The 21,806-nt window shown below is 64.4% G+C and carries 20 protein-coding genes; 4 read left to right on the top strand and 16 right to left on the bottom strand.

All coding sequences use genetic code 11. The annotated features are described in order from the left end of the window. Positions 1-71: 71 nt before the first annotated feature. Together GA0061099_RS15120 and GA0061099_RS15115 are read right to left on the bottom strand one after the other, a co-directional pair. The gene (locus GA0061099_RS15120; protein ID WP_036001111.1) at positions 72-1,631 is read right to left on the bottom strand and encodes an acyl-CoA carboxylase subunit beta; all 1,560 of its coding nucleotides are present in this window, start codon (positions 1,629-1,631) and stop codon (positions 72-74) included. After that, positions 1,561-2,535, bottom strand: a complete 975-nt coding sequence (locus tag GA0061099_RS15115; protein ID WP_036001116.1) for an IclR family transcriptional regulator — start codon at positions 2,533-2,535, stop codon at positions 1,561-1,563. Before GA0061099_RS15115 ends, GA0061099_RS15120 begins: the two co-directional genes overlap by 71 nt. Positions 2,536-2,630: 95 nt before the next feature. Here GA0061099_RS15115 and GA0061099_RS15110 point away from each other — a divergent pair, with 95 nt between their 5' ends. The 4 genes from GA0061099_RS15110 to glsA all read left to right on the top strand — a co-directional run bounded on the left by GA0061099_RS15110 (position 2,631) and on the right by glsA (position 8,367). Continuing rightward, a complete protein-coding gene (locus GA0061099_RS15110; RefSeq protein WP_036001120.1) occupies positions 2,631-2,852 on the top strand; it encodes a biotin/lipoyl-containing protein in 222 nt (73 codons plus the stop codon). Positions 2,853-3,019: 167 nt separating this feature from the next. After that, a complete protein-coding gene (locus GA0061099_RS15105) occupies positions 3,020-4,186 on the top strand; it encodes a TAXI family TRAP transporter solute-binding subunit (protein WP_036001123.1) in 1,167 nt (388 codons plus the stop codon). 236 nt (positions 4,187-4,422) lie between these two features. Further along, the gene (locus GA0061099_RS15095; protein ID WP_085972025.1) at positions 4,423-6,498 is read left to right on the top strand and encodes a TRAP transporter permease; all 2,076 of its coding nucleotides are present in this window, start codon (positions 4,423-4,425) and stop codon (positions 6,496-6,498) included. Positions 6,499-6,519: 21 nt separating this feature from the next. After that, positions 6,520-8,367: a glutaminase A gene (gene glsA / locus GA0061099_RS15090; RefSeq protein ID WP_036022485.1), complete on the top strand. Its 1,848-nt coding sequence runs from the start codon at positions 6,520-6,522 to the stop codon at positions 8,365-8,367. A 131-nt stretch (positions 8,368-8,498) separates the two neighbouring features. Here the strand turns inward: glsA and GA0061099_RS15085 are convergent, their stop codons facing one another. The 14 genes from GA0061099_RS15085 to GA0061099_RS15020 all read right to left on the bottom strand — a co-directional run bounded on the left by GA0061099_RS15085 (position 8,499) and on the right by GA0061099_RS15020 (position 21,663). Further along, positions 8,499-8,801: a nucleoside triphosphate pyrophosphohydrolase family protein gene (locus GA0061099_RS15085; protein WP_036022497.1), complete on the bottom strand. Its 303-nt coding sequence runs from the start codon at positions 8,799-8,801 to the stop codon at positions 8,499-8,501. Positions 8,802-8,829: 28 nt separating this feature from the next. Next, the gene (locus GA0061099_RS15080; protein WP_036001128.1) at positions 8,830-9,357 is read right to left on the bottom strand and encodes a carboxymuconolactone decarboxylase family protein; all 528 of its coding nucleotides are present in this window, start codon (positions 9,355-9,357) and stop codon (positions 8,830-8,832) included. A 638-nt stretch (positions 9,358-9,995) separates the two neighbouring features. Next, complete coding sequence (locus GA0061099_RS15075; RefSeq protein ID WP_036022483.1) at positions 9,996-10,355, bottom strand: Zn-ribbon domain-containing OB-fold protein; 360 nt, start codon at positions 10,353-10,355, stop codon at positions 9,996-9,998. Beyond that, the gene (locus tag GA0061099_RS15070) at positions 10,352-11,488 is read right to left on the bottom strand and encodes a thiolase family protein (RefSeq protein WP_036022481.1); all 1,137 of its coding nucleotides are present in this window, start codon (positions 11,486-11,488) and stop codon (positions 10,352-10,354) included. The genes GA0061099_RS15075 and GA0061099_RS15070 overlap by 4 nt, the downstream gene beginning before the upstream one ends. Positions 11,489-11,645: 157 nt before the next feature. Beyond that, the gene (locus GA0061099_RS15065; protein ID WP_036022478.1) at positions 11,646-12,845 is read right to left on the bottom strand and encodes a CaiB/BaiF CoA transferase family protein; all 1,200 of its coding nucleotides are present in this window, start codon (positions 12,843-12,845) and stop codon (positions 11,646-11,648) included. Between the two features lie 124 nt (positions 12,846-12,969). Next, positions 12,970-13,176 (bottom strand): hypothetical protein, encoded by a 207-nt coding sequence (locus tag GA0061099_RS15060; RefSeq protein WP_036001140.1) that lies wholly within the window; start codon positions 13,174-13,176, stop codon positions 12,970-12,972. A 121-nt stretch (positions 13,177-13,297) separates the two neighbouring features. Next, positions 13,298-14,467, bottom strand: coding sequence for an acetyl-CoA acetyltransferase (locus tag GA0061099_RS15055; RefSeq protein ID WP_027571779.1), 1,170 nt, complete (start codon positions 14,465-14,467; stop codon positions 13,298-13,300). A gap of 60 nt (positions 14,468-14,527) precedes the next feature. Then, complete coding sequence (gene eda / locus GA0061099_RS15050; protein ID WP_036022476.1) at positions 14,528-15,178, bottom strand: bifunctional 4-hydroxy-2-oxoglutarate aldolase/2-dehydro-3-deoxy-phosphogluconate aldolase; 651 nt, start codon at positions 15,176-15,178, stop codon at positions 14,528-14,530. Between the two features lie 25 nt (positions 15,179-15,203). Beyond that, positions 15,204-16,178: a sugar kinase gene (locus tag GA0061099_RS15045; RefSeq protein ID WP_036022494.1), complete on the bottom strand. Its 975-nt coding sequence runs from the start codon at positions 16,176-16,178 to the stop codon at positions 15,204-15,206. Between the two features lie 24 nt (positions 16,179-16,202). Further along, positions 16,203-17,189, bottom strand: a complete 987-nt coding sequence (gene denD, locus GA0061099_RS15040; protein WP_036022474.1) for a D-erythronate dehydrogenase — start codon at positions 17,187-17,189, stop codon at positions 16,203-16,205. 87 nt (positions 17,190-17,276) lie between these two features. Next, entirely contained in the window at positions 17,277-18,212 is a 936-nt protein-coding gene (locus GA0061099_RS15035) for a carbohydrate ABC transporter permease (RefSeq protein ID WP_036022472.1), read from the bottom strand. Further along, positions 18,205-19,122, bottom strand: a complete 918-nt coding sequence (locus GA0061099_RS15030; RefSeq protein WP_193375039.1) for a carbohydrate ABC transporter permease — start codon at positions 19,120-19,122, stop codon at positions 18,205-18,207. The genes GA0061099_RS15035 and GA0061099_RS15030 overlap by 8 nt, the downstream gene beginning before the upstream one ends. Positions 19,123-19,223: 101 nt before the next feature. Next, positions 19,224-20,543, bottom strand: coding sequence for an ABC transporter substrate-binding protein (locus GA0061099_RS15025; protein WP_036022467.1), 1,320 nt, complete (start codon positions 20,541-20,543; stop codon positions 19,224-19,226). Between the two features lie 52 nt (positions 20,544-20,595). After that, positions 20,596-21,663: an ABC transporter ATP-binding protein gene (locus GA0061099_RS15020; RefSeq protein WP_036001178.1), complete on the bottom strand. Its 1,068-nt coding sequence runs from the start codon at positions 21,661-21,663 to the stop codon at positions 20,596-20,598. Positions 21,664-21,806: the final 143 nt, after the last annotated feature.

Here is a 21,806-nt window from a genome sequence, read left to right as displayed (position 1 = left end):
GCGTTCCTGTTGTGAGGTCACGCCATCGCTGCCGCGACAAGATTGTCGCGGCAGTCGGATGATGGCCGATATCAAGGCCTGATCGTCATATTCTCCGGCGGCCCCGGCTTTCGCAGCGGCTCCGCGAGCCGGGCAAACTCGCACAGGAGCGATCGCGTCTTCCTGGGATCGATGATCTCCTCGACCCAGAATTTTTCGGCCGAGCGGAACGGCGAGCGGAGCTTGTTGAGCCGCTCCTCGATCTCCTTCAGCTTCGCCGCCTTGTCTTCCGCCGCGTCGATGTCGGCGCGGTAGGCGGCTTCGATGCCGCCTTCGAGCGGCAGCGAGCCCCAATAGGCCGAGGGCCAGGCATAGCGGATCGAGAAGCGGTCGGCCGGCTGGTGCACGACACCGGCGACGCCGAACGCGTTGCGCAGGATCACGGTGCACCAGGGCACCGTGGTCTGGTTCACCGCCGCCATGGCACGCACGCCGTGGCGAATGGTGGCCGCCTTCTCCGCATCGAGGCCGATCATGAAGCCGGGGCAGTCCATGAGATAGACGACCGGCAGGTGGAAGGTCTCGGCGAAGTCGACCCAGCGCACCACTTTCTGGCAGGCATCCGCGGTCCAGGATCCGCCATAATGGAAGCTATCGCTGGCGAGCAACAGCACCGCCCTGCCCTCGAGCCGCGCGAGGCCGACGATGATCGGCTTGCCGAAGTTTTTTGCGACCTCGAAGAACGAGCCCTTGTCGACGACGGACTCGATGATGGGCCGCATCTTGTAGACCTGCTTGCGGTTGCGCGGCACCGCGTTCATCAGCGCTTCGTCGCTGCGTTCAGGACTGTCCGTGCAGGGCAAGGTCGGCGGCAGCTCGTAGACCGATGACGGCAGGTAGGAGAGGAAGCGCCGCGCGCAGGCGAACGCCTCCTCCTCGGTGTCGACCGCATGATCCACCGCGCCGGCGCGGGTCTGGATATCGGCGCCGCCGAGCTCCTCCTTGGTAAGGTCCTGCCCCAGCGCCTTCACCACCGGCGGACCCGCGACGAACATCGCGGACTTTCGCGTCATGATGGAATAGTGGCTGGCGGCAAGACGCGCGGCGCCCAGGCCTGCTACCGAGCCGAGGCCGAGCGCGACCACCGGCACGCGCGACAGATTCTCCGTCGTGAAGCGATACCAGCGCGTGCCGCCGATGCCGCCGGGTAGATTGGCCGCGCCCTTGGTCTCGATGGTCTTGACCGAGCCGCCGCCGCCGGAGCCTTCGATGATGCGGACGATGGGCAGCCGGAAATCGTGCGCCATCTCCTCCGCCATCAGCGGCTTGGCCGAGATCGACGCATCCGCCGAGCCGCCGCGCACGGTGAAATCGTCGCCGACCACGACCAATGTACGGCCGTCGACGCGCGCGCGGCCGAACACGCAATTAGCCGGCGTGAGCTTCTTCAGATCGCCGCTGGAATCGTACTCGCCGATGCCGGAGACGGCACCGATCTCGTGAAAGCTGCCTTTGTCGATCAGCTTGTCGATACGCTCCCGAACAGTCAGCCGGCCCTGGTCATGCTGTCGCTTGACCTTGTCAACGCCGCCCATCTCCCGCGCGAAGGCTTCGCGCCGGGCGAGCTCGTCGAGTTCCGGCTTCCAGTTCATTCACTCCCTCCGAATGGATCGGCTTGTTATTGTTGTGCACGGCCATGGCGACCGGCTTACGCGAGATACGGTTGTTGAAGGCGTCGCCTTCCGCGCCTTCCATCAGGCTGCCGAGCGAGCGGCCAAGCTGGAGCATCATCGGCGCGACTTCCTCGTGCAGACGCTGCTCGTCATACATCGCCGACAGAAGACCGATCGTGATGACCACGAAGGTCTGGTACTGCGGCGACCAGATCGGCACCGCGAGACCGTTGATGTGCGGGCTCCAGAGGCCGCAGGCGACGACATAGCCGCGCTCGCGCAACATCTGCCGGTTGGCCTCGATGCGGGGCTTGAGAATCTTCGCAGCTTCGGGGGCTTCCCGCTCCATGTCCGCGACGAAGGCATCACCGACTTCCGGCGCGAGCGCCGCGGTGTAGGCCGCGCCCGCGGCGGTCGAGGCCATCGAGATGCGGCTGCCGGTGCCCTCGTGCAAGCCGAGCGCCGTCGCCGAACGCGCGAACTGGAGATAGACGAGATGGAAGCGGTCGGGGACGACGAAGCCGACCGTGCCCGGCAGCTGCTCGGCGACTTCCTGCAGCCGCTGGCGAATCATGCTGCGCAGCTGCGCGCCCTTCATCATCGAAGCACTCATCGCCACCGCGCTCGGGCCGATGCGATACTTCTGGTCGCGCGGGAGATACACGAGCTGGCCCATGCGGGTCAGCGTATGCGTGAGCCGCGATACCGTCGAGCGCGGCAGACCGCAGCGATTTGAAATCTCGAGATTGCCGAGTCGCGCCTCGTGGCCCTCGAAGCATCGCAATACGTCGAACGCGCGCGACACCACCTGGATCACATCACCCTCACCGGCTTCGCCAGCGAGCGCACCTTGCCTGCTCAACCGCTCCGAACGTCGTCCCATGATCCCTACCGTTGTGTTCCGCTGTGCGGAATTAAATTCCACTTGCAGACGACGCTACCTCAGGCATTTTGCGACGACAACAAAAAGGCGATGGCATGCCAGAAATTAAGATCGTCACGGAGGTCGCGGGACGCATCTGCGCAACTCCCGTGCAAGTTGGAGGAACCGTCGCGGATGGCGATGACGTTGTGGTGGTCGAAGCGATGAAGATGGAGATCCCAGTGCCCTCGCCCGCAAACGGCACCATCACATCGCTTCTGGTAAAGGTCGATGACGTCGTTGCGGAGGGACAGGCGATAGCGATCGTCGCGAGCTGAGCGTCTTATCCGGTCTTTTCCGCGACAATGTGTCAGTCGCATTCCCACGCGCGCTGTATGGCGTTGCCATCGCTTGATCGCGGTGACATGATCGGTTTCAAACAAAACGTTGTTTCAAACAAAGAATGAAAATCTTCGCGGCAAAGCGAAGATCATTGGAGGGAAACATGCTTCGTGGGCTGCTCGTGCTCGCGCCTGCTCTGGTGGCGGGCATTTCTTTTGCGTCTACACGCTATTCGTTCGCCGAAGACATCAAGCTGCCGGCGACATTGACCTTCACCGCCTATGACACCGGCACCGCCGGATTCAACATAGCGGTCGGCGTCGGCAAGATGATGAAGGACAAGTACGGCACCGACGTGCGCGTGCTCCCCGCAGGCAACGACGTCGCGCGCCTCGCGCCGCTGCGCGCCAAGCGCGCGGTTTCCGCGGCGATGGGGTCGGGCACCTACTTCGCGCAGGAAGGCGTGTTCGAGTTCGGCTCGAAGGAATGGGGTCCGCAGCCGCTGCAGACCCTGCTCTCGACCGTCGACTGCAATTGCGCCTCGCTTGCGGTGGCCGCCGACACCGGCGTGAAGGAGCTGAAGGATCTCAAGGGCAAGCGCGTCGGCTTCGTGGTCGGCTCACCCGCGCTGAACCAGAACTCGCTCGCGGTGCTCGCCTTCGCCGGGCTGACGCAGAAGGACGTCAAGGCTGTCGAATTCGCCAGCTACGGCGCGATGTGGAAAGGGCTGATCAACAACGACGTCGATGCCGCCTTCGGCACCACCATCACCGGTCCCGCCAAGGAGGCCGAGGCTTCGCCGCGCGGGTTGATCTGGCCGCCGCTGCCCGCCAAGGACAAGGAAGGTTGGGCGCGGATGCAGAAGGTCGGCTCGTTCTTCTTCCCGCAGCTTGCGACTTGCGGTGCCGGCATCTCGCCGGAGAAGCCGATCGAGCTCGGCAATTATCCCTACCCGATCTTCGTCGCCTACGCCTCGCAACCGGCCGACCAGGTCTATGCGATCACCAAGGCGATGATCGTCAACTACGACGCTTATAAGGACTCCGCGCCCGGCGCCGGCGGACTCGCGGCCAACCGCCAGACCAAGAACTGGGTGGTGCCGGTGCATCCCGGCGCGGTGAAGGCGTTGAAAGAGGCCGGCCAATGGAGCGACGCTCAGGAGGCACACAACAACCAGCTGATCAAGCGGCAGGAGGTGCTGGCGGCCGCCTGGGCCGATTACGGCAAGTCCAATCCGCCGTCGGACGACAAGGCGTTCCTCGAAGGCTGGACGAAGGCGCGTGCCGCGGCGCTAGCGAAAGCGGGCATGCCGAACGGGTTCGAGGAATAGAGCGAGGTGTTGTTAGGCGTGATCGTTGCCTCGCGAGAAGTGCGCCCCCTCTCCCGCTTGCGGGAGAGGGTTGGGGAGAGGGTGCCTCCGCGGTGGGATTCCCCCAGAGGAGAAAGCCCTCACCCGGCGCTTCGCGCCGACCTCTCCCGCACGCGGGAGAGGTTGAGCGCGCGGCCAGAGCGGTTCAAACAACTGCCGTTTGCCTGATTGCGTTCACCAGCCCACGCGCGGGATCGATGATGTCCTCTTCCACTTCCACCGTCCCGCAAGACGAGCCCAAGCGCGTCGTGTTCGATGATCCCCATGGCGCCGCCGGCAACATGCAGGAAGCGGAAGTCACGCGCGTTCGCACGTTGCGCGGCGCGTGGCGCTGGACGCTGATCGTTGCGACCGCGGCGACGATCCTGCTCTGCATCAACCAGCAATTCTCGCTGCGCTTCTTCGTCGGATACACCCAGCTCAACACGGAATATTTCTATCTCCTGATCGCGTTGATGCTGCCGTTCACCTTCCTGATCTTTCCGGGCACCGAACGCGCGCCGCTCGACCGCATGCCCTGGTATGACCTCGTCCTGTTCGTCGTGACCTTCGCGGCGGCGCTCACGCTGATGGTTAACGTGCGCAAGGCGGCAGAGGCCGGCTGGGAATTCGGCGGCGCGCCCAACACGGTGATCGCCGCAGGCCTCGTGATGTGGGTGATGCTGATGGAAGCGTTGCGCCGCACCGGCGGCTGGAGCCTGCTCCTCAGCGTTCTGCCCTTCACTGTCTATCCCCTGTTCGCTGAAGCCCGCTGGCTCGGGCCGTTCCGTGGCACGCAATCGACGCTCGAGCAGGCGACCGCCTATCACGTGCTCTCGGGCGAGAGCCTGCTCGGCATCCCCATCCAGGCCTTCGCCGACACCGTGATCGGCTTTTTGGTGTTCGGCACCGCGCTGATGATGACGGGCGCCGGAAAGTTCTTCATCAACCTGTCCTTCGCGCTGTGCGGCACCTTTCGCGGCGGCGCGGCAAAAGTCTGTATCTTTGCCAGCGGCCTGCTCGGCATGATGTCGGGTTCGATCATCTCCAACGTGCTCACCGCCGGCACCATGACCATCCCCGTGATGAAGAAGAGCGGCTTTCGCGCCTCCTATGCCGCCGCGATCGAGGCCTGCGCCTCGACCGGCGCCGTGCTGGCGCCGCCAGTGATGGGTGCGACCGCTTTCGTGATCGCCCAGTTCCTCAATGTCAGCTACGCCGATGTCGCCCTCGCCGCAATCATTCCGGCCGTGCTCTATTACGTCGGCCTCTTCATGCAGGTCGACGCCTACGCGGCGCGCCACAAGCTGAAAGGTATTCCCCGCGCCGAGCTGCCGCGGATCATGGATACGATCAAGGACGGCTGGTACTACGTCTTCGTCATCGCGCTTCTGATCGTGATGCTGCTCTATTTCAAGCGGGAGAGCCACGCGCCGTTCTACGCCACCGCGCTGCTTCTCGTGCTCAACCAGTTCTTCTCGAAGGACACGCGCTGGACATTTGCGACGATCGGCAAGTTCCTGGAGGTCAACGGCCGCACCTTCGTCGAGCTGGTCGGCATCCTCGCCGGCTGCGGCCTGCTGATCGGCGCGTTCTCGATGACGGGCGTGGTGTCGAGCCTTGCCAACGACCTCCTGCACATCGCCGGCGACAATGCCTTCCTGCTGCTCGGCATGTGCGCCCTCACCAGCCTCATTCTCGGCCTTGGGCTGACGACGACGGCCTGCTACATCTTCCTCGCCATCCTGGTCGCGCCTGCGCTGGAGAAGCTCGGGCTCAACCGCATGGCGGTGCACATGTTCATCTTCTATTGGGGCATGCTGTCGTCGATCACCCCGCCGGTCGCGATCGCTTCCTTCGCAGCTGCCGGCATCGCCGGATCGCCGGCCATGAAGACCGGCTGGGAATCGATGTGGGTCGGCAGCATCATCTATTTCCTGCCGTTCTTCTTCGTACTCAATCCGGCGCTGGTGCTGCAGGGTTCGAGCCCATACCTCGCCGGGCTCGGCCTGATGGGCCTCGCCGCCTTCGGCACGCTGTTCATCTGCGGCGGCATCCAGGGCTACCAGCCTTTCGTCGGGGACTTGCGCGGCACAGGCAGCCTGGAATGGCCCATCCGTGTGCTGCTGGTGATCGGCGGCTTCGTGGTGGCGACCCCCGGCGGCGGCATCATGCCGCTGTCGCAGATGCAAGTGACGCTGCTCGGCCTTGGCATCCTGCTGCCGACGATCCTGATCGCGCTTCTCTTGGTCCGGCGCCCGCCTGTGATGCCGGACGGGTTGCGCGTGCTCTGATTGCGTTGCACAAGGGAGGCGATGAAACCGCTCTCGCCTCTCGCCACCGCCTGGACCCGTTCGAAGCCGCCCCTGCTGCGGTTTCTGGACAATTGCCTCAGCGAATTCTCCGCCGAAACGTCGGGCCATGTCGCCGATTACATTCCCGAGCTCGGCAAGGCGGACCCTGCCTATTTCGGCATCAGCCTGGCGACGCTTGACGGCCATGTCTATGAAGTCGGCGACTCCAGGGTGCCCTTCACCATCCAGTCGATGTCGAAACCCTTCGTGTTCGCGCTGGCGCTGGACCTGCTCGGCGCCGGCAAGGTCGAAGGCGCGATCGGCGTCGAACCCTCCGGCGATCCCTTCAACTCGATCCGGCTCAATTCCGAGAACCATCCGTTCAACCCGATGGTCAATGCCGGCGCGATCGCCTGCACCGGGTTGATCTACGACAGCAAGGGCGCGGAGGCTTTCGAGCAGATCCGCCTTGCGCTCAGCCGTTTTGCAGGCCGCGACCTTTCCGTCGACGACGCCGTCTATTCTTCCGAGAGCCAGACCGGCGACCGCAACCGCGCCATCGGCTATCTGCTCAAGACCAACGCGGTGATCTCGGACAACGTCGTCGGCGTGCTCGACGTCTATTTCCGGCAATGCGCCGTGCTGGTGACCGCGCGCGATATCGCGGTGATGGCGGCAACGCTCGCCAATCGCGGCATCAATCCGGTCACCGGCGAGCAGGTGCTGAGCGCCTACGCGATCTCGCGCACACTTTCGGTGATGACGTCGTCGGGCATGTACGACTATGCCGGCGAGTGGATCTACCGCATCGGCATCCCCGCCAAGAGCGGCGTCGGCGGCGGCATCCTGGCCGCGCTCCCTGCCCGCCTCGGCCTCGGCAGCTATTCGCCAAAGCTCGACAAGCACGGCAACAGCGTGCGCGGCATCAAGGTCTGCGAGGCGCTGTCCTCGCATTACGACCTGCACATGCTCAACCGCAGCGACGACGCACGCAACGCCGTCATCGCCGACTACGACATCGGCAAGAGCCCGTCGCGCCGCGTGCGCCGCCCGCAGGAGCGCGAGATCCTGGCGGCGCACGAGCAGGAGGTGCGCATCATCGAGCTGGTCGGCACGCTGTCGCTGTCGGCGGTGGATTACGTCTCGCGCCGGCTCGCGGGACGACCGCGGCCGCAATTCGTGATCTTCGATCTCCACCGCGTGACCTCGACTACGCGGGCCGGCGCACGACTTGTGGCCGAAGCGTTCGAGGAATTGGCCGCGCTGAATGTCACGGTGGTCTTGTCGGGCGTCCGGCGCGCCTCCAAGGAATGGAATACGTTACGCGAATGGACCGCTGAGCTGAAGAACGTGCGCGATTTCTATCTGCTCGACACTGCGATCGAATGGGCCGAAGACCAGATCGTCTATCGCTACGGCGGCTCGATCGATTTTCACGAGACCACCGAGCTAGCCGAACAGCCGCTGCTGACCGGGCTGAGCGAGGAAGAGCTGACGGATCTCGCCTCGCTCTGCACCATCAGGACCTATCAATCCGGCGCGAAGATCCTCACGGCCGGCGACCCCGCCGATGCCCTGTACTTCCTGCGCAGCGGCGCCGTGCACGTCACCTTGCCCGACGGCGTCAGGCTGGCGACGCTCACCGCCGGCATGGCGTTCGGCGAGATGGCGCTGCTGGAACAAACCCGCTCCGCCGACGTGTTCGCCGACATGGCAGCGACGGCATGCGAGGTGCCGCTGAAGGATTTCGAGCGCTTCCGCAAGCGGCACCCCCGCGCCAGCGAATGCATCATGCGTAACCTGGCCCAGCTTCTGGCCGACCGCCTGATCGTCGCCAACGCCAAGGTGGATATTCTGACCTCGACGTGAGCGGTTCATGCGCAACAGATCGTCATGCCCGGGCTTGTCCCGGGCATCAACGTTCTTCGTGCTGCGCGGCAAGTCGTGGATGGCCGGGACAAGCCCGGCCATGACGCCGGAGCTCCCAGCTTTCACTTGCTCTACCGGCTCGCCGCTTCGCTGATGCGTCGCCTGATCTTGGCGGCACTGGCGTTGAGCAGCGCGGACGGCTGCTGGCCGGTGGCGGCGCACAGGCAGGCCCAGTAGTAGACGACATCGCCAAGCTCTTCGACGAGACCGGCCTTGTCGAGCCAGTCGTCGCGCAGGAGCTTCTTGATGTGCTCGGCGACCTCGCCCGCCTCAGCGGCAAGGCCCAGCCCGAGATAAGACAACCGCTCGTTCGACGGATGCTCGTCGACTTTGGCAATGGTTGCGGCCCAGGCCGCATATTCATCGATTGTCATGAGCATCCCTCGCAAGCCGAGCTTTGGATCAGCCCACCACTTCGGTGACGGGCTGGAGGTCGATCTCGAACGTCTCCAGGAATTTTGACGTCATGATGTAGAAGCCGACCGAGAGCTGGAGCTCGACCAGCGCCGCTGGCGTCAGCTTCGATGCGATCGCCTTGAAGGTCGCATCCGTCGGCTTCGTCAGCTTCACGATCTCGTCGGTGAAGGCGAGCGCGGCGCGCTGCACCTCGTTGAAGCAGGATGCGGCCTGCCAGTTCTCGAGCGCCTCGTTCTGCTCGTCGGTGACGCCGACATTCTTGCCGATGCGCTTGTGCGCGACGATCTCATAGGGTGCCTCGCACAGGATGCCGGTACGGGTGATCGCAAGCTCGCGCACGATGGGGTCGAGCTCGCCCTTGTGCCTGATTGCGCCCCCGAGGCGGCAATATTGCTCAAAGTAACTCGGCGAATGCGCCATCATCCGGAAGATGTTGGCATGGCGGTTCTTGTCGAGGATTTCGCGGGTGCGGTCGGATGCCTTGGACGGGTCGCTGTACTGAATGCGGGCCATGATTTTCCTAAAGTTTCCCTGATCTTTTGATGCTTTTTGTCGCCGTTGGCGAAGGTTCCCGAAGACTCTATTCGCGTGGGGACGCACGAGCAACATCATCGAGTCAAATTGCCGCCGCATTGCTGATCGACCCTGACACAGTCGATATTCGCCGCGGGGGACAAATCGCGGCGGATACTCGCAAGGGGTGTTCCGAGTAAAAACAATTGGCCGTCGTAAGCGCTCACCGCGCAACGATGAGTCACGCCCAAGTCTAGGGAGAAAACGGCATGAAGGAAGCCACCAAGGGGGCAGCCTCGGGAGCGCTCGCGCATATGCTGGCGGTGACGGCGATGCTCGTCATCGCCAGCATCTTGTTCTACGGGCGTTAGAGTATTTCGATTGCGCATGATCTTTTCGGAAAACCGCTTCACACTTTTCCGAATCAGGCGCTCAGCGTTTTCGTCATTCCGGGGTGGCTCTCGCACAAGCCAAGCCCAGAATTCCCGTTCCAGGCTCGGTCGCATGACCGCCCCCGAATGACGGATCCCTCGGTTGGCGTGTAGCCCGGATGAAGCGCAGCGCAATCCGGGAAGTCTGTCCGCGAGGTGCGAATCCCGGATTTCGCTGCGCGCCATCCGGGCTACATTCGCGTTTCCCTATTTGGTTTTGGCAAAGAACGGCACCAGCTTGCCGGCGAACGGCTTGAAGCTCGCGATGACCGAATCGCCGATGGCGAGGTCATTCTCGCCGTGGGCCATCATGCGAAAACCCTCGGCGCAATCGACCAGCAGGATGTTGTAGGGCACGTGCGCGCGCGTCTCGGGCGTTGCCGCGCGGCAGACCAACGAGGTCGCATACACCCTGCCCTTGCCGCTGGCGCGCTGCTCGCGCGGGCCCGATTCGCCACAAGCTGCGCAGAAGGCCCGATGAAAATACTGTACATGCCCGCATGCGGTGCAGGTCTGGTAGGTGATGGCCTCTTTACCCTTTGTCCAGTCCGCCAGACGCTCGCTCATCTGACCCGCTCCAGGAACATGCTGACGTGAGACGACAGCACGCCGCCGTCGCCGTGCAGCAGTGCAATCGAGGCGTCGCGGACCTGGCGGGTGGCCGCCCGCCCCGTCATCTGCAAATGCGCCTCGACGAGATGCGCCATGGCGCCGCCGACGCCGCAATGGCCGTAACTGAGCAGGCCGCCATGGGTATTCAGCGGCATCGCGCCGTCACGGCTGAAATGGCCGGCGCGCACGCGCGCGGCCGCCTCGCCGCGGCCGGCGAGACCGAGGTCTTCCAGCAGCATCGCGAGCGTGATCGTAAAGCTGTCATAGATCGCGGCGTAGCGCACGTCGGAGATCGCGAGACCCGTGGTCGCCTTTGCACGCGCGATGGAGATCTCGGCGCCAAGCTCGCTGAGGGCGGGCGCTGCCGTGACATGCTGATGCGTGTGGGCCTGGGCGCAGCCGCGGATACGCACGCCCGCTTCCCCGGTTCGCTCGCGGCTGACAACGAACGCCGCGCCGCCGTCGGAGACCGGGCAGCAATCGAGCAGCTTGAGCGGCAGCGCCACTGGCTTGGAGGCCATGACGTCGGCGACATTGATGGGATCGTGGAATTGCGCGCCGGGATGGGTGCAGGCGTGAGCACGCATCAGCACCGCGAATTCGGCGAGATCCTCTTCGGTCACGCCGTATTCGTGCATGTATCGGTTGGCAACGAGGCCGTAATAAGCGGGAATGGTCGGTCCTAACGGCACCTCGTAGTCGGGATGGCCGACCTGCGCCAGCGCCTGGATCGAGGCATCGCGGCTCTGCCCGGTGAGCCGGTTCTCGCCAGCGACCACCAGAACGTTCCGGCAGACACCTGACGCGACGAGATGATGTGCAAGCATCGTCATCGCAAGACCCGTGGCGCCGCCGACCTGGACGGCATGGGCGTAAGACGGGCGGATACCAAAATGCTCGGCGAAGACGGTGGCGAGCATGATGTGCGGGGAGACCGTGGAATAGCCGCAGAGGATGCCGTCGATGTCGGTGCGCTCGAGGCCGGCATCGTCGAGCGCGGCTTGCGCGGCCTCGCTCATCAGGTCGAGCGAGGAGGAGCCCTCGTGCTTGCCGAACGACGTGAGGCCGACGCCGGTGATGAAGCTCATGGTGCCATTTCTCCACCGTCATTCCGAGGCGCGACGAAGTCACGAGCCCGGAATCCATCGAACGGCATGTGCGGAGGATGAATGGATTCCGGGCTCGCGCCCAAGTGGGCGCGCCCCGGAACGACGGATGAGAGAAGCGTGGTCATCTGCACTCCCCCTACTCCGGTGCGTCACGCGTGACGCCGTCGCGCACCATGGCTGCGATCTCGTCAGCGGAATAGCCGATCTCGCGCAAGATCTCGGCGCCGTGCTCGTTGAGCCGCGGCGCCAGGCGTACCGGCTCGGCTTCGGTCTCGGACCAGGTCGCCGTCACTTTCATGCTGCGGATCGGACCTTCGGCCGGATGGGTCACCACCGGGAAAAAGCCGGTCGCCTCCAGATGCTCATCGTGCAGGATCGAGGCGAGATCGTGCATCGGCATGACAGGCACGTCGGCTTTCGTCAGCAGGTCGATCCATTCCGCCGTGGTCCGCGTCTCGAAGATGCGGGCGAGCTCGGCATACACCACATTGATATTGGCGGCCCGGCCGGCGAAGGTTGCAAATTTGGGATCGGCGCGCAGGTCGTCGCGCCCCGTGGCCTTGAAGAAGTTCTCCCACTGCTTGTCGTTGTAGACGATGACGCTGAGATAGCCGTCCGAGGTCTTGTAGGGCCTGCGGTCGCGCGAGAGATGGCGGGCATAGCCGCCCTTGTCGAGCGGCGGCTCGAACGTGAGCCCGCCCATGTGGTCGCCCATGACGAAGCCGGCCATGGTCTCGAACATCGGAATGTCCAGACGCTGGCCGCGGCCGGTGCGGTCGCGGTGCACGAGGCTGGCGCAGATCGCGCCGACCGCGGTGAGGCCGACGATACGGTCGACGAGCGCGTTCGGCACGTAGCGCGGCACGCCGTCGCCGGTCTGCGCCATCAGCGCCGGCAGCGCCGTGGCGCCCTGGATCAGGTCGTCGTAAGCGGGTTTTGCGGCATAGGGCCCGTCCTGGCCGAAGCCGAACACGCCGGCATAGACCAGGCGCGGGTTGATGGCGGAGACGACGTCGTAGCCGAGCTGAAGCCGCGCCATCGCCTGCGGGCGGACGTTGTAGACCAGGACGTCGGCGTCCTTCAAAAGCCGCAGCACGGCTTCGCGCCCCGCAGCCTTCTTCAGATCGAGACAGATCGAGCGCTTGCTGCGGTTGGTGTTGAGAAATACCGGCCCCATGCCGGCGTGACGCATCGGGCCGATCAGGCGGGTGACGTCGCCGTCCAGCGATTCCAGCTTGACGACGTCGGCACCGTAATCGCCGAGCATTTGGGTCGCATAAGGGCCCATCAGCACGGTGGTCATGTCGACGACCTTGATGCCTTTCAGCGGCCCCATCGTTCGCTCCCGATTGCGCCGAGCCCAACTGCCCACGCGATTTCGGTCCAGCTAACGGCAGTGCCGCCGCTCGCGCAAGGGCGGGCGGCGTATGGCGGCATGCGCCGCGGGGCGACGTCGGCCGCTATTTCTTCTGACGGGATTCCCGGATCTTCAGGAGCCGGTCGAGTTCGTCATTCTGCTGATTGATCCGGTCGGCGATGCGCGACTCGTTCTGCTCGCCGGAGGCGGCAGCGGCCTGCTCGATGAGCTGGCGGATATTGTCCTCGAGGATCGCGATACGATCGTTGAGTGCGTCCATCGACAGTGAATCTTCGTAGTTAGTGCTCATGATGCATTTCCCGCAAAATCAATCAGAGCATTAAGGGGGCCGCGCGAGCCCACCATGATCTAACGCAAAGAAATAAGGCGGGCATGGCGTATGGCGCCTTTGCCCACCCTACAGGATCAAACTACTTCAGCGGCTCCAGGACGGAGACGTAGTTGGCGACGGCCGCGCCACCCATGTTGAAGATGCCGCCGAGCTTGGCGTTCTTGAGCTGCATGCCCTCGGGCGCCTGGCCCGCGAGCTGCATCGCGGTCATCACATGCATGGAGACGCCGGTGGCGCCGATCGGATGGCCCTTGGCCTTGAGGCCGCCGGACGGATTGACCGGCAGCTTGCCGTCCTTGAGCGTCCAGCCTTCTTTTATGGCGCGGGCGCCCTGCCCCTTCGGCGTCAGACCCATCGCTTCGTACTCGATCAGCTCGGCGACGGTGAAGCAGTCATGGGTCTCGACGAAGGAGAGATCGGACAGCGTGACACCGGCCTTCTCCAGCGCCCGCTGCCAGGCGACCGTGCAGCCCTCGAACTGCAGGATGTCGCGCTTACTCATCGGCAGGAAGTCCTGGGCGTGCGCAGTGGCGCGGAAGCCGATCGACTTGGTCATGCCCTTGGCCGTCTCGGCATCGGCCAGCACCAGCGCAGCGGCGCCGTCGGAGACCAGCGAGCAGTCCGTCCGCTTCAGCGGGCCGGCGACATAGGGGTTCTTCTCGCTCTCGGCGCGGCAGAAGTCGAAGCCAAAGTCCTTGCGCATCTGGGCGAAGGGATTGGCGACGCCGTTCTTGTGGTTCTTGGCCGCGATCAGCGCCAGCGCATCGGACTGGTCGCCGTATTTCTGGAAGTAGGAGCTGGCGATCTTGCCGAACACGCCGGCGAAACCGCCGACCGTGTCGCCGTCCTCAGGGAGGTAGGAAGCCTTGAGCAGGTTCTTGCCGATCTCGGCGCTCGGCGTGCGCGTCATCTGCTCGACGCCGACGACCAGCACAATCTTGGCCGCCCCTGCGGCAATCGCGCGCAGGCCCTGATGCACGGCGGCAGATCCCGTGGCGCAGGCGTTCTCGACACGGGTCGCCGGCTTGAAGCGCAGCTTGGGATCGGCCTGCAGTACCAGCGACGCCGTGAAATCCTGCGGCGAGAAGCCGGCGTTGAAATGGCCGAGCACGATCTCGTCGACATCACCGGCCGAGATGCCGGCATCCGCCAGCGCCTCATTGGCGACGCGGGTGACGAGGCTTTCGACGGTTTCGGTGTCGAACTTGCCGAACGGCGTATGCGCCCATCCGACGATGCTGGCGGTCATGGTCATTTCTCCCTGGAGGCCTCTTCCTGAGCTAAGTCTTAGCCCAGGGATGGCAAGACTTCACGCGGCTTTCAGCGCCTTGAGGGTCCGCTCGCAGATGGCAGTTATGCCGGCCCAGTTCCCGGCCCGGATTTCCGCCGTCGGGCACAGCCAGGACCCGCCAACCGCAACGACATTGGGTTCAGCCAGCCAGGTCGCGGCATTGGCCTCGCCCACCCCGCCGGTCGGGCAGAACCGCACGTTCGGGAACGGCCCGCCGAGGGCGCGCAGGCCCTTGATGCCGCCGGCCTGCTCCGCCGGGAAGAACTTTGCGACGTCGAAACCGTAGGACAGCGCCATCATCAGTTCCGAGGCCGTGGCAATCCCCGGCGCGAACGGCAAGGAGCTGTCGGTCGCGGCCTTGAGCAGATCGGGGGTCAGGCCCGGGCTGATGCCGAACGCGACGCCGAGCTTCTCGACGCGGCTGAAGTCGGACGGGTTGAGAATGGTCCCGATGCCGACGACCGCCTCGGGGACCTCGGTCATCATCGCGCGCGCCGCCTCGATCGCAACGGGGGTGCGCAAGGTCACCTCCAGCGTGCGGACCCCGCCGGCAACCAGCGCGCGCGCCAGCGGCACCGCATCCTGGATGCGCTCGATGGTGAGGACGGGAATGACGGTCGCAGCCTTGAACAGCGCGACGAGGTGGTTCTGTTGGGCAGCCGTGGTCATGGGTCTCGATTCATTTGGTCGCTGTCTAATTGTTGGCCTGGCGGGACGCCGCCGGCCGGTGCCGCTTCTTCGGCGGCATGGCATAGCCCGGAATGATGGCGCCGGGATAGCAGATCACGAGGCTGGCGAGCCGATGTCCTGATAGGGCGGCCTCCACCGGCTCGGCGCCGGCGAGCCGGGCCGCGATATAGGCCGCGGCGAAGCTGTCGCCGGCGGCGGTGGTATCGACCACGGGCTTGGTCATGGGCTCGGCGCGGACCTCGCTGGCGCCGCCGGGGTAGCGCAACAGGCTCACCGGCTCGGGCAGACGGAACACCAGTTCCGGGGTTGGGATGCGCGCCATCAGCTGGTCGTGACTTTCGCCGGGATGGAGGGCGAGCAGATCCTCGGTCGAGGTCAGCACGATGTCGGCGGCTGCGAAGGCGGTCGCAAACACCTCCCGCGCGATATCGCGGTCCGGCCAGCCGCGCGCGCGGAAATTGGTGTCGAACACGAAGCGAGTGCCGAGCAGGCGCGCGCGCTTGATGGCGCCGAACAGGCGCTCGCGCCCGGCCGCGTCGTAGATCGAGAGCGTGATCGCAGAGAGATAGACGACGTCGTAGCTCATCAGCGAGTTGAGCAGCTCGTCCGTCTCCGGCAGGCTCATCAGCTGGCGCGCGGCCGCACTGTCGCGCCAATGGAAGAACTGGCGCTCGCCCTTCGCATCCGTCTGGATCATGTAGAGGCCGGGCAGCTTGCCCGCGAGCCGCACGACACGCCGCGTGCCGACGCCTTCCGCATTCCAGGCAGCGACCATCTCGTCGCTCAGGGCGTCATCGCCGAGCGCGGTGAGATAATCGACCTTGACGTCCAGGCGCGCCAGATACACCGCCGTGTTGAGGGTGTCGCCGCCGAAGCCGCGTGAGTACAGGCCACCGCCCTGCCCCTGCCCGGCGGACGCGCCGCCCTGGGCCTGCCGCAGCTCGACCATGCATTCGCCGATGCAAGCAACGCTCGCCATCATCAGGGCCCGCTCAGTCCGAGCTCAGGCGACGAAATTGCCGCCGAGCTCGTCTTCGATGTGAATGCGGATGATATCGTCGAACGTCTTCTCGGCGGTGGTGAAGCCGAGTTCGCGCGACCGCCTGGCATCGAAATTGCGCGGCCAGCCGCCGACGATGCCGACGATGAAGGGATCGGGCTCGCGCTTGATGCGCGCGGCGACCTTCTCGCCCGCAACCCGCTTCAAGGCGGCGATCTGCTCGCCGACCGTGGCCGATAGGCCCGGCATGGTCAGGTTGCGGCGCGGGCCGACAGTGGCGAGATCCATGGTGCCGGCGTGAAGCAGGAAGCCGACGGCCGAGCGAGGCGTCGCGTGCCAGTGGCGGACGTCCTCGGAGACCGGAAGGATCGCTTCCTTGCCGGCGAGCGGTTCGCGCAGAATGTTGGAGAAGAAGCCCGATGCCGCCTTGTTGGGCAGGCCCGGCCGGATGCAGATGGTCGGCAGGCGGATGCCGATGCCGTCAAGGAAGCCGCGGCGGGAATAATCGGCGAGCAGAAGTTCGCCGATCGCCTTCTGCGTGCCGTAGCTGAGCAGCGGGGTATGGAAGAACTCGTCGCCGATCGCATCGGGAAACGGCGCGCCGAACACTGCGATCGAGGACGTGAACACCACGCGCGGCTTGTAGCCGCCGCCCGCAAGGCGGATCGCATCGAGCAGCATCCGCGTGCCGTCGAGATTGATGCGATAGCCCTTGTCGAAGTCGAGCTCGGCCTCGCCGGAGACGATCGCGGCGAGATGGAAGATCACGTCGGGGCGACCTGCGATCAGTTTCTCAGCCGCGCCCGGGACGGCGAAATCGCCCGAGACGGTCTCGACGGCAAAACCGGCCTGCTCCGGCTTCTTCGGCTCGACCACGTCATGCATGGTCAGCTTGGTGATATCGCTCTTGCCGAGCCGGCCGTCGCGCAGCAGCCGTTCACAGAGCTTGCGGCCGACCATGCCGGCGGCGCCGAGAACCAGAATGTGCAAGAGCTCAACTCCTTCTTATTGGCCGGACTTATTGGCCGGAGCGCGCCGCTCTTGAAACCATTGGCGCGCCCTCGGCAAGCCCCGCGATCATTCCTTCACGGCGCCGGTCATCGCCGACACATAATGCTCCACGAAGAAGGCGTAAAGGATCACGAGCGGCAGCGAGCCGGCCAGCGCGCCCGCCATCAGCGAGCCCCAGCGGTAGATGTCACCGTCCACGAACTCGTTCACGATCGCGACCGGCACCGTCTTGTTGCTGGTCGATTGCAGGAAGGTCAGGGCGTAGATGAACTCGTTCCAGCACAGCGTGAAGCAGAAGATGAAGGCCGAGATCAGGCCGGGAATGGCCAGCGGCACGACGATCTTGATCAGGATCTGCCAGCGGCTCGCCCCGTCGATCAGCGCGCATTCCTCGAGCTCGAAGGGGATGGTCTTGAAATAGCCCATCAACAGCCAGGTCGAGAACGGGATCAGGATGGTCGGATAGGTCAGGATCAGCGCCAGCGGCGAATCGAACAGGCCGTACTGATACACGACCGTGGCGAGCGGAATGAACAGGATCGACGGCGGCACCAGATAGGCGAGGAAGATCAGCCCGCCGACGAGATTGGCGCCCTTGTAACGCAAGCGCACGATGGCGTAGGCGGCGAACACCGAGGCGATGATCGAGAGCACCGTCGCGCAGATCGCCACGTACATCGTGTTCCAGAGCCAGTACGGATAGTAGCTCTCGAACAGCAGCTTGTGGAAGTGCTTGAAGGTCGGATTCCAGGTCCAGAACGGATTGTACTTGTCGAGGTCGAGCAGCTGCTCGTCGGGCTTCACCGAGGTCAGCGCCATCCAGTAGAACGGGAACAGCAGGACGACGACGATGATGGCGAGCGGCAGGTACAGCGTCACCAGCCTGCGCGGCACCGACTGCAGATAGCTCATGCCCTCGCTGTGATCATCCTTCGCGACTGTCGGAGCCGAGCTATGCAGGACGGCCTTGAGATCGATCCGCGAGGTGGGGAGATCAGTCATTGTTTTCTCCCTGCTGCCACTTGCGACGCTGCAGGCCGAACCAGGACACCATGATGGCGGCGAGCAGGAACGGGATCATCGCACTGGAGATCGCGGCGCCCTCGCCGAGCTGCCCGGCGATGATCGCACGCTGATAGGACAGGGTCGCCATCAGATGAGTGGCGTTGACCGGGCCGCCACGCGTCATCGCCCAGATCAGCTGGAAGTCGGTGAAGGTGAACAGGACCGAGAAGGTCATCACGACGGCGATGATCGGCGTCAAGAGCGGATAGGTGATGTAGCGGAAATTCTGCCAGCGCGTGGCGCCGTCGAGCGTCGCGGCTTCATAGAGCGACGGCGAGACGGTCTGGAGGCCTGCGAGCAGCGTGATCGCGACGAACGGCACGCCGCGCCAGATATTGGCGAAGATCACGCAAATGCGTGCCCAGGTCGTGTCGCCGAGGAAGTTGATGTTCTGGTTGATCAGGCCGAGCTGCTTCAGCGACCAGGAGATGATCGAGAATTGCGAGTCGAAGATCCACCAGAAGGCGAGCGCGGAGAGCACCGTCGGAACGATGAAGGGGATGAGCACCATCGCGCGCAGCATCGCCTTGAACGGCATGTGCTCGTTGAGCAGCAGCGCGAGGTAAAGGCCGATGCCGAATTTGAAGGCGCTGGCGACGAAGGTGTAGAGCAGCGTGTTGAACACCGACAGCCAGAAGATGGAATCGTCCCACAGCCATTCGTAGTTCTCGAAGGCGATGAACTGTCCGACCCTGCCGATGCGCGTGTCCGTGAAGGACAGCCAGATGCCCAGCCCCAGCGGATAGGCCAGGAAGAAGATCAGGAACACCATGGCCGGCACCATGAACCAGAAGCCGAGCCAATTGCGATTGTGTTTAAGCTGGGCCCAGGCGCCAGCCTCGGTCATCTGAGGCTTGGCCCGGGGAATTGCGACATCAGCCATGCCCGATATCCCTGATCGAAATGTTGACGAGCGGGCGACCCAAGAGGCGCCCGCCCCGTGACTGTTCAGCGATAGATGCGCTTCAGCTGGCGCTCGGCTTCCGCCATCGCGCCCTTCGCATCCTTGGCGCCGGTGCAGTAATTGGCGAACATGTCGACGACGATGAAGTCGGCGATCGCGGTTGCCGCCTTCTCGCCGACGGTGCCGATGCCCGACGCCGGCAGCGTGCGCTTGGAGGCCTGCGAGAACACGGCGTTCTTGGGATCGGCCGTCCAGATCGGCGCCGATTCATAGGCGTTCAGGGTCTGCGTCAGATAGCCCTGCGCGCCGGCCAGCCACTTCTCGTAGTTCTCCTTCTCCAGCATGAAGGCGACGAAGGCCTTTGCCGCATTCGGATATTTGGTGAAGTTGAAGGCGAGGATCGGCAGCGCCAGCTGCAGCTCGGTCGGCTTGCCGACCGGACCGACCGGCCAGAGCGCGTGATAGGTGTCCTCGGTGAGCTCCTTCTTGCTGGGATCGGTCTTGGCGGCGACGTAGATCGAGATGCCGTTCGCCGTGCAATAGAGCTCGCCGGCGAGATACGCCTTGTTGTTGGAGGAATCGTTCCAGGACGCCGTGCCCGGAATGAAGTTGTCGTACAGCGCCTTGCAATATTCCAGCGCCTTCGCCGTCTCCGGCGAATTGATGACGATCTTGTCGTTCTGGTCGACCGTGTAGGCACCGTGGCCCCACAGCACCCAGTGCAGCCAGGAATTGCCGTCGCCCGAGGCGTGACCGAGCGCGAAGCCGGCCGGCGTGTTGTTGGCCTTGAGCGCCTTGCACATCTCGAGGAAGCCGGGGAAGTCCTTCGGGAATTCCTTGAAGCCAGCCTTGTCGAGCGCCGACTTGCGGTAGGTCATGTAACCGCCGTTGGTCGCGACGGGAATGCCGAGCCAGTCGTTGCCGAGCTTGCAGGTCTTGGCCGCCGCATCGGTCCAGCCGCCGTATTTGTTGCCGAGATAATCGGCGACATCATTCATCTTCAGCACTTTGGTCGGGAAAAGCTGCGGCAGGGTGTGCAGACCCCAGGCGAGATCGAGGCCGGAGCCGGTGTTGGCCGCAACCGAGGCCTTCGGCTGCACGTCCTCGAAGGACTCGCTGAAGGTGTTCATCTCGGTGCCGGTCGCGGCCTTGAACGCCGCCACCATCGCGTTGAACGCATCGTCCTCCGCCGGCACGAAGCGCTTCCAGCGCATCACCGTCAGCTTGGCGCCGGGCTCGGCCTTCCAGGGCGCGCTCTGCGCCCAGGCCTTGGCGAAGTCGAACAGTGCCGGCCCCGTCAGCATGCCGGTCGCAGCCAAAGCGGTGCCGCCTTGAAGCAGAGACCGGCGGGTAAAGTCTTGCATGTTGTCCTCCCTGTGATGCTTTTTGTCGTCTTATGCCTTGTCGTCTGATGCGTTAGGCGTTCATGCGTTTGCCCGTCGCATCGTCGAACAGATGGACCAGCGATGGCTCGGGCTTCAGCCGCACCTTGTCGCCCGGATTGAACTGGTGACGCTCGCGGAAGACCGCGACGACCTGCTCGCCGCCGAGCTTGGCAAACACCTGCGTCTCCGAGCCGGTCGGCTCGACGACGATGATCTCGGCCTCGGCGCCGTCATCGGCGATGGTGAAGTGCTCCGGCCGCACGCCATAGACCGCAGGACGGCCGTCGGAATTGGCGGGCGCGGTCTTGAGCGGGAGCTTGACGCCGTTCGGTCCTTCGAAGCTCGCAACGCCGTTGACGCGCACATGGCCTTTGAGGAAGTTCATGGCAGGCGAGCCGATGAAGCCGGCGACGAACTGGTTGTCGGGCTTGTCGTAGAGCTCGAGCGGGGTGCCCATCTGCTCGACGATGCCGTCATGCATGACAACGATCTTGTCGGCCATGGTCATGGCCTCGATCTGGTCGTGGGTGACGTAGACGGTCGTCGTCTTCAGCCGCTGGTGCAGCTCCTTGATCTCGGTGCGCATGGCCACGCGCAGCTTGGCGTCCAGGTTCGACAACGGCTCGTCGAACAGGAACACCTGCGGATCGCGCACGATGGCGCGGCCCATGGCGACGCGCTGGCGCTGACCGCCGGAGAGCTGTCGCGGATAGCGGTCGAGCAGCGGCGACAGCGCGAGGATCTCGGCGGCGCGCTTGACGCGCTTGTTGATCTCGTCCGAGCTGGCATTCCGCAGCTTGAGCGAGAAGCCCATGTTGTCGGCGACCGTCATGTGCGGATAGAGCGCGTAGTTCTGGAAGACCATCGCAATGTCCCGCTCCTTGGGCTGGACATTGTTGACGACGCGGTCGCCGATCGAGATCGTCCCGGAAGTGATGTTCTCGAGGCCGGCGAGCATGCGCAGAAGCGTCGACTTGCCGCAGCCGGAGGGGCCGACCAGGACGACGAACTGGCCGTCCTCGATCGGAATCGTCACGCCGTGCAGGACTTCAAAATTGCCGAACGATTTCCGCACGTCGCGGATTTGCACAGACGACATCTAGCTCCCTCCTCGAAAGTCCACGGCGCCTCTCGCGCCGCGACCGTCTTGTTTTTCGGACTTTACCGAACCAGGCCCGATATTAGCGGGCAACATTGTCGGTAGTTTGTGCGGTTTTGGCAATTTGTCTTTGGTTAGTCGTT

Origin of the sequence: Bradyrhizobium yuanmingense (genome assembly GCF_900094575.1) — a bacterium.
GTDB classification, from domain to species: domain Bacteria; phylum Pseudomonadota; class Alphaproteobacteria; order Rhizobiales; family Xanthobacteraceae; genus Bradyrhizobium; species Bradyrhizobium yuanmingense.
This window is presented reverse-complemented; position numbering and strand designations above follow the sequence as displayed.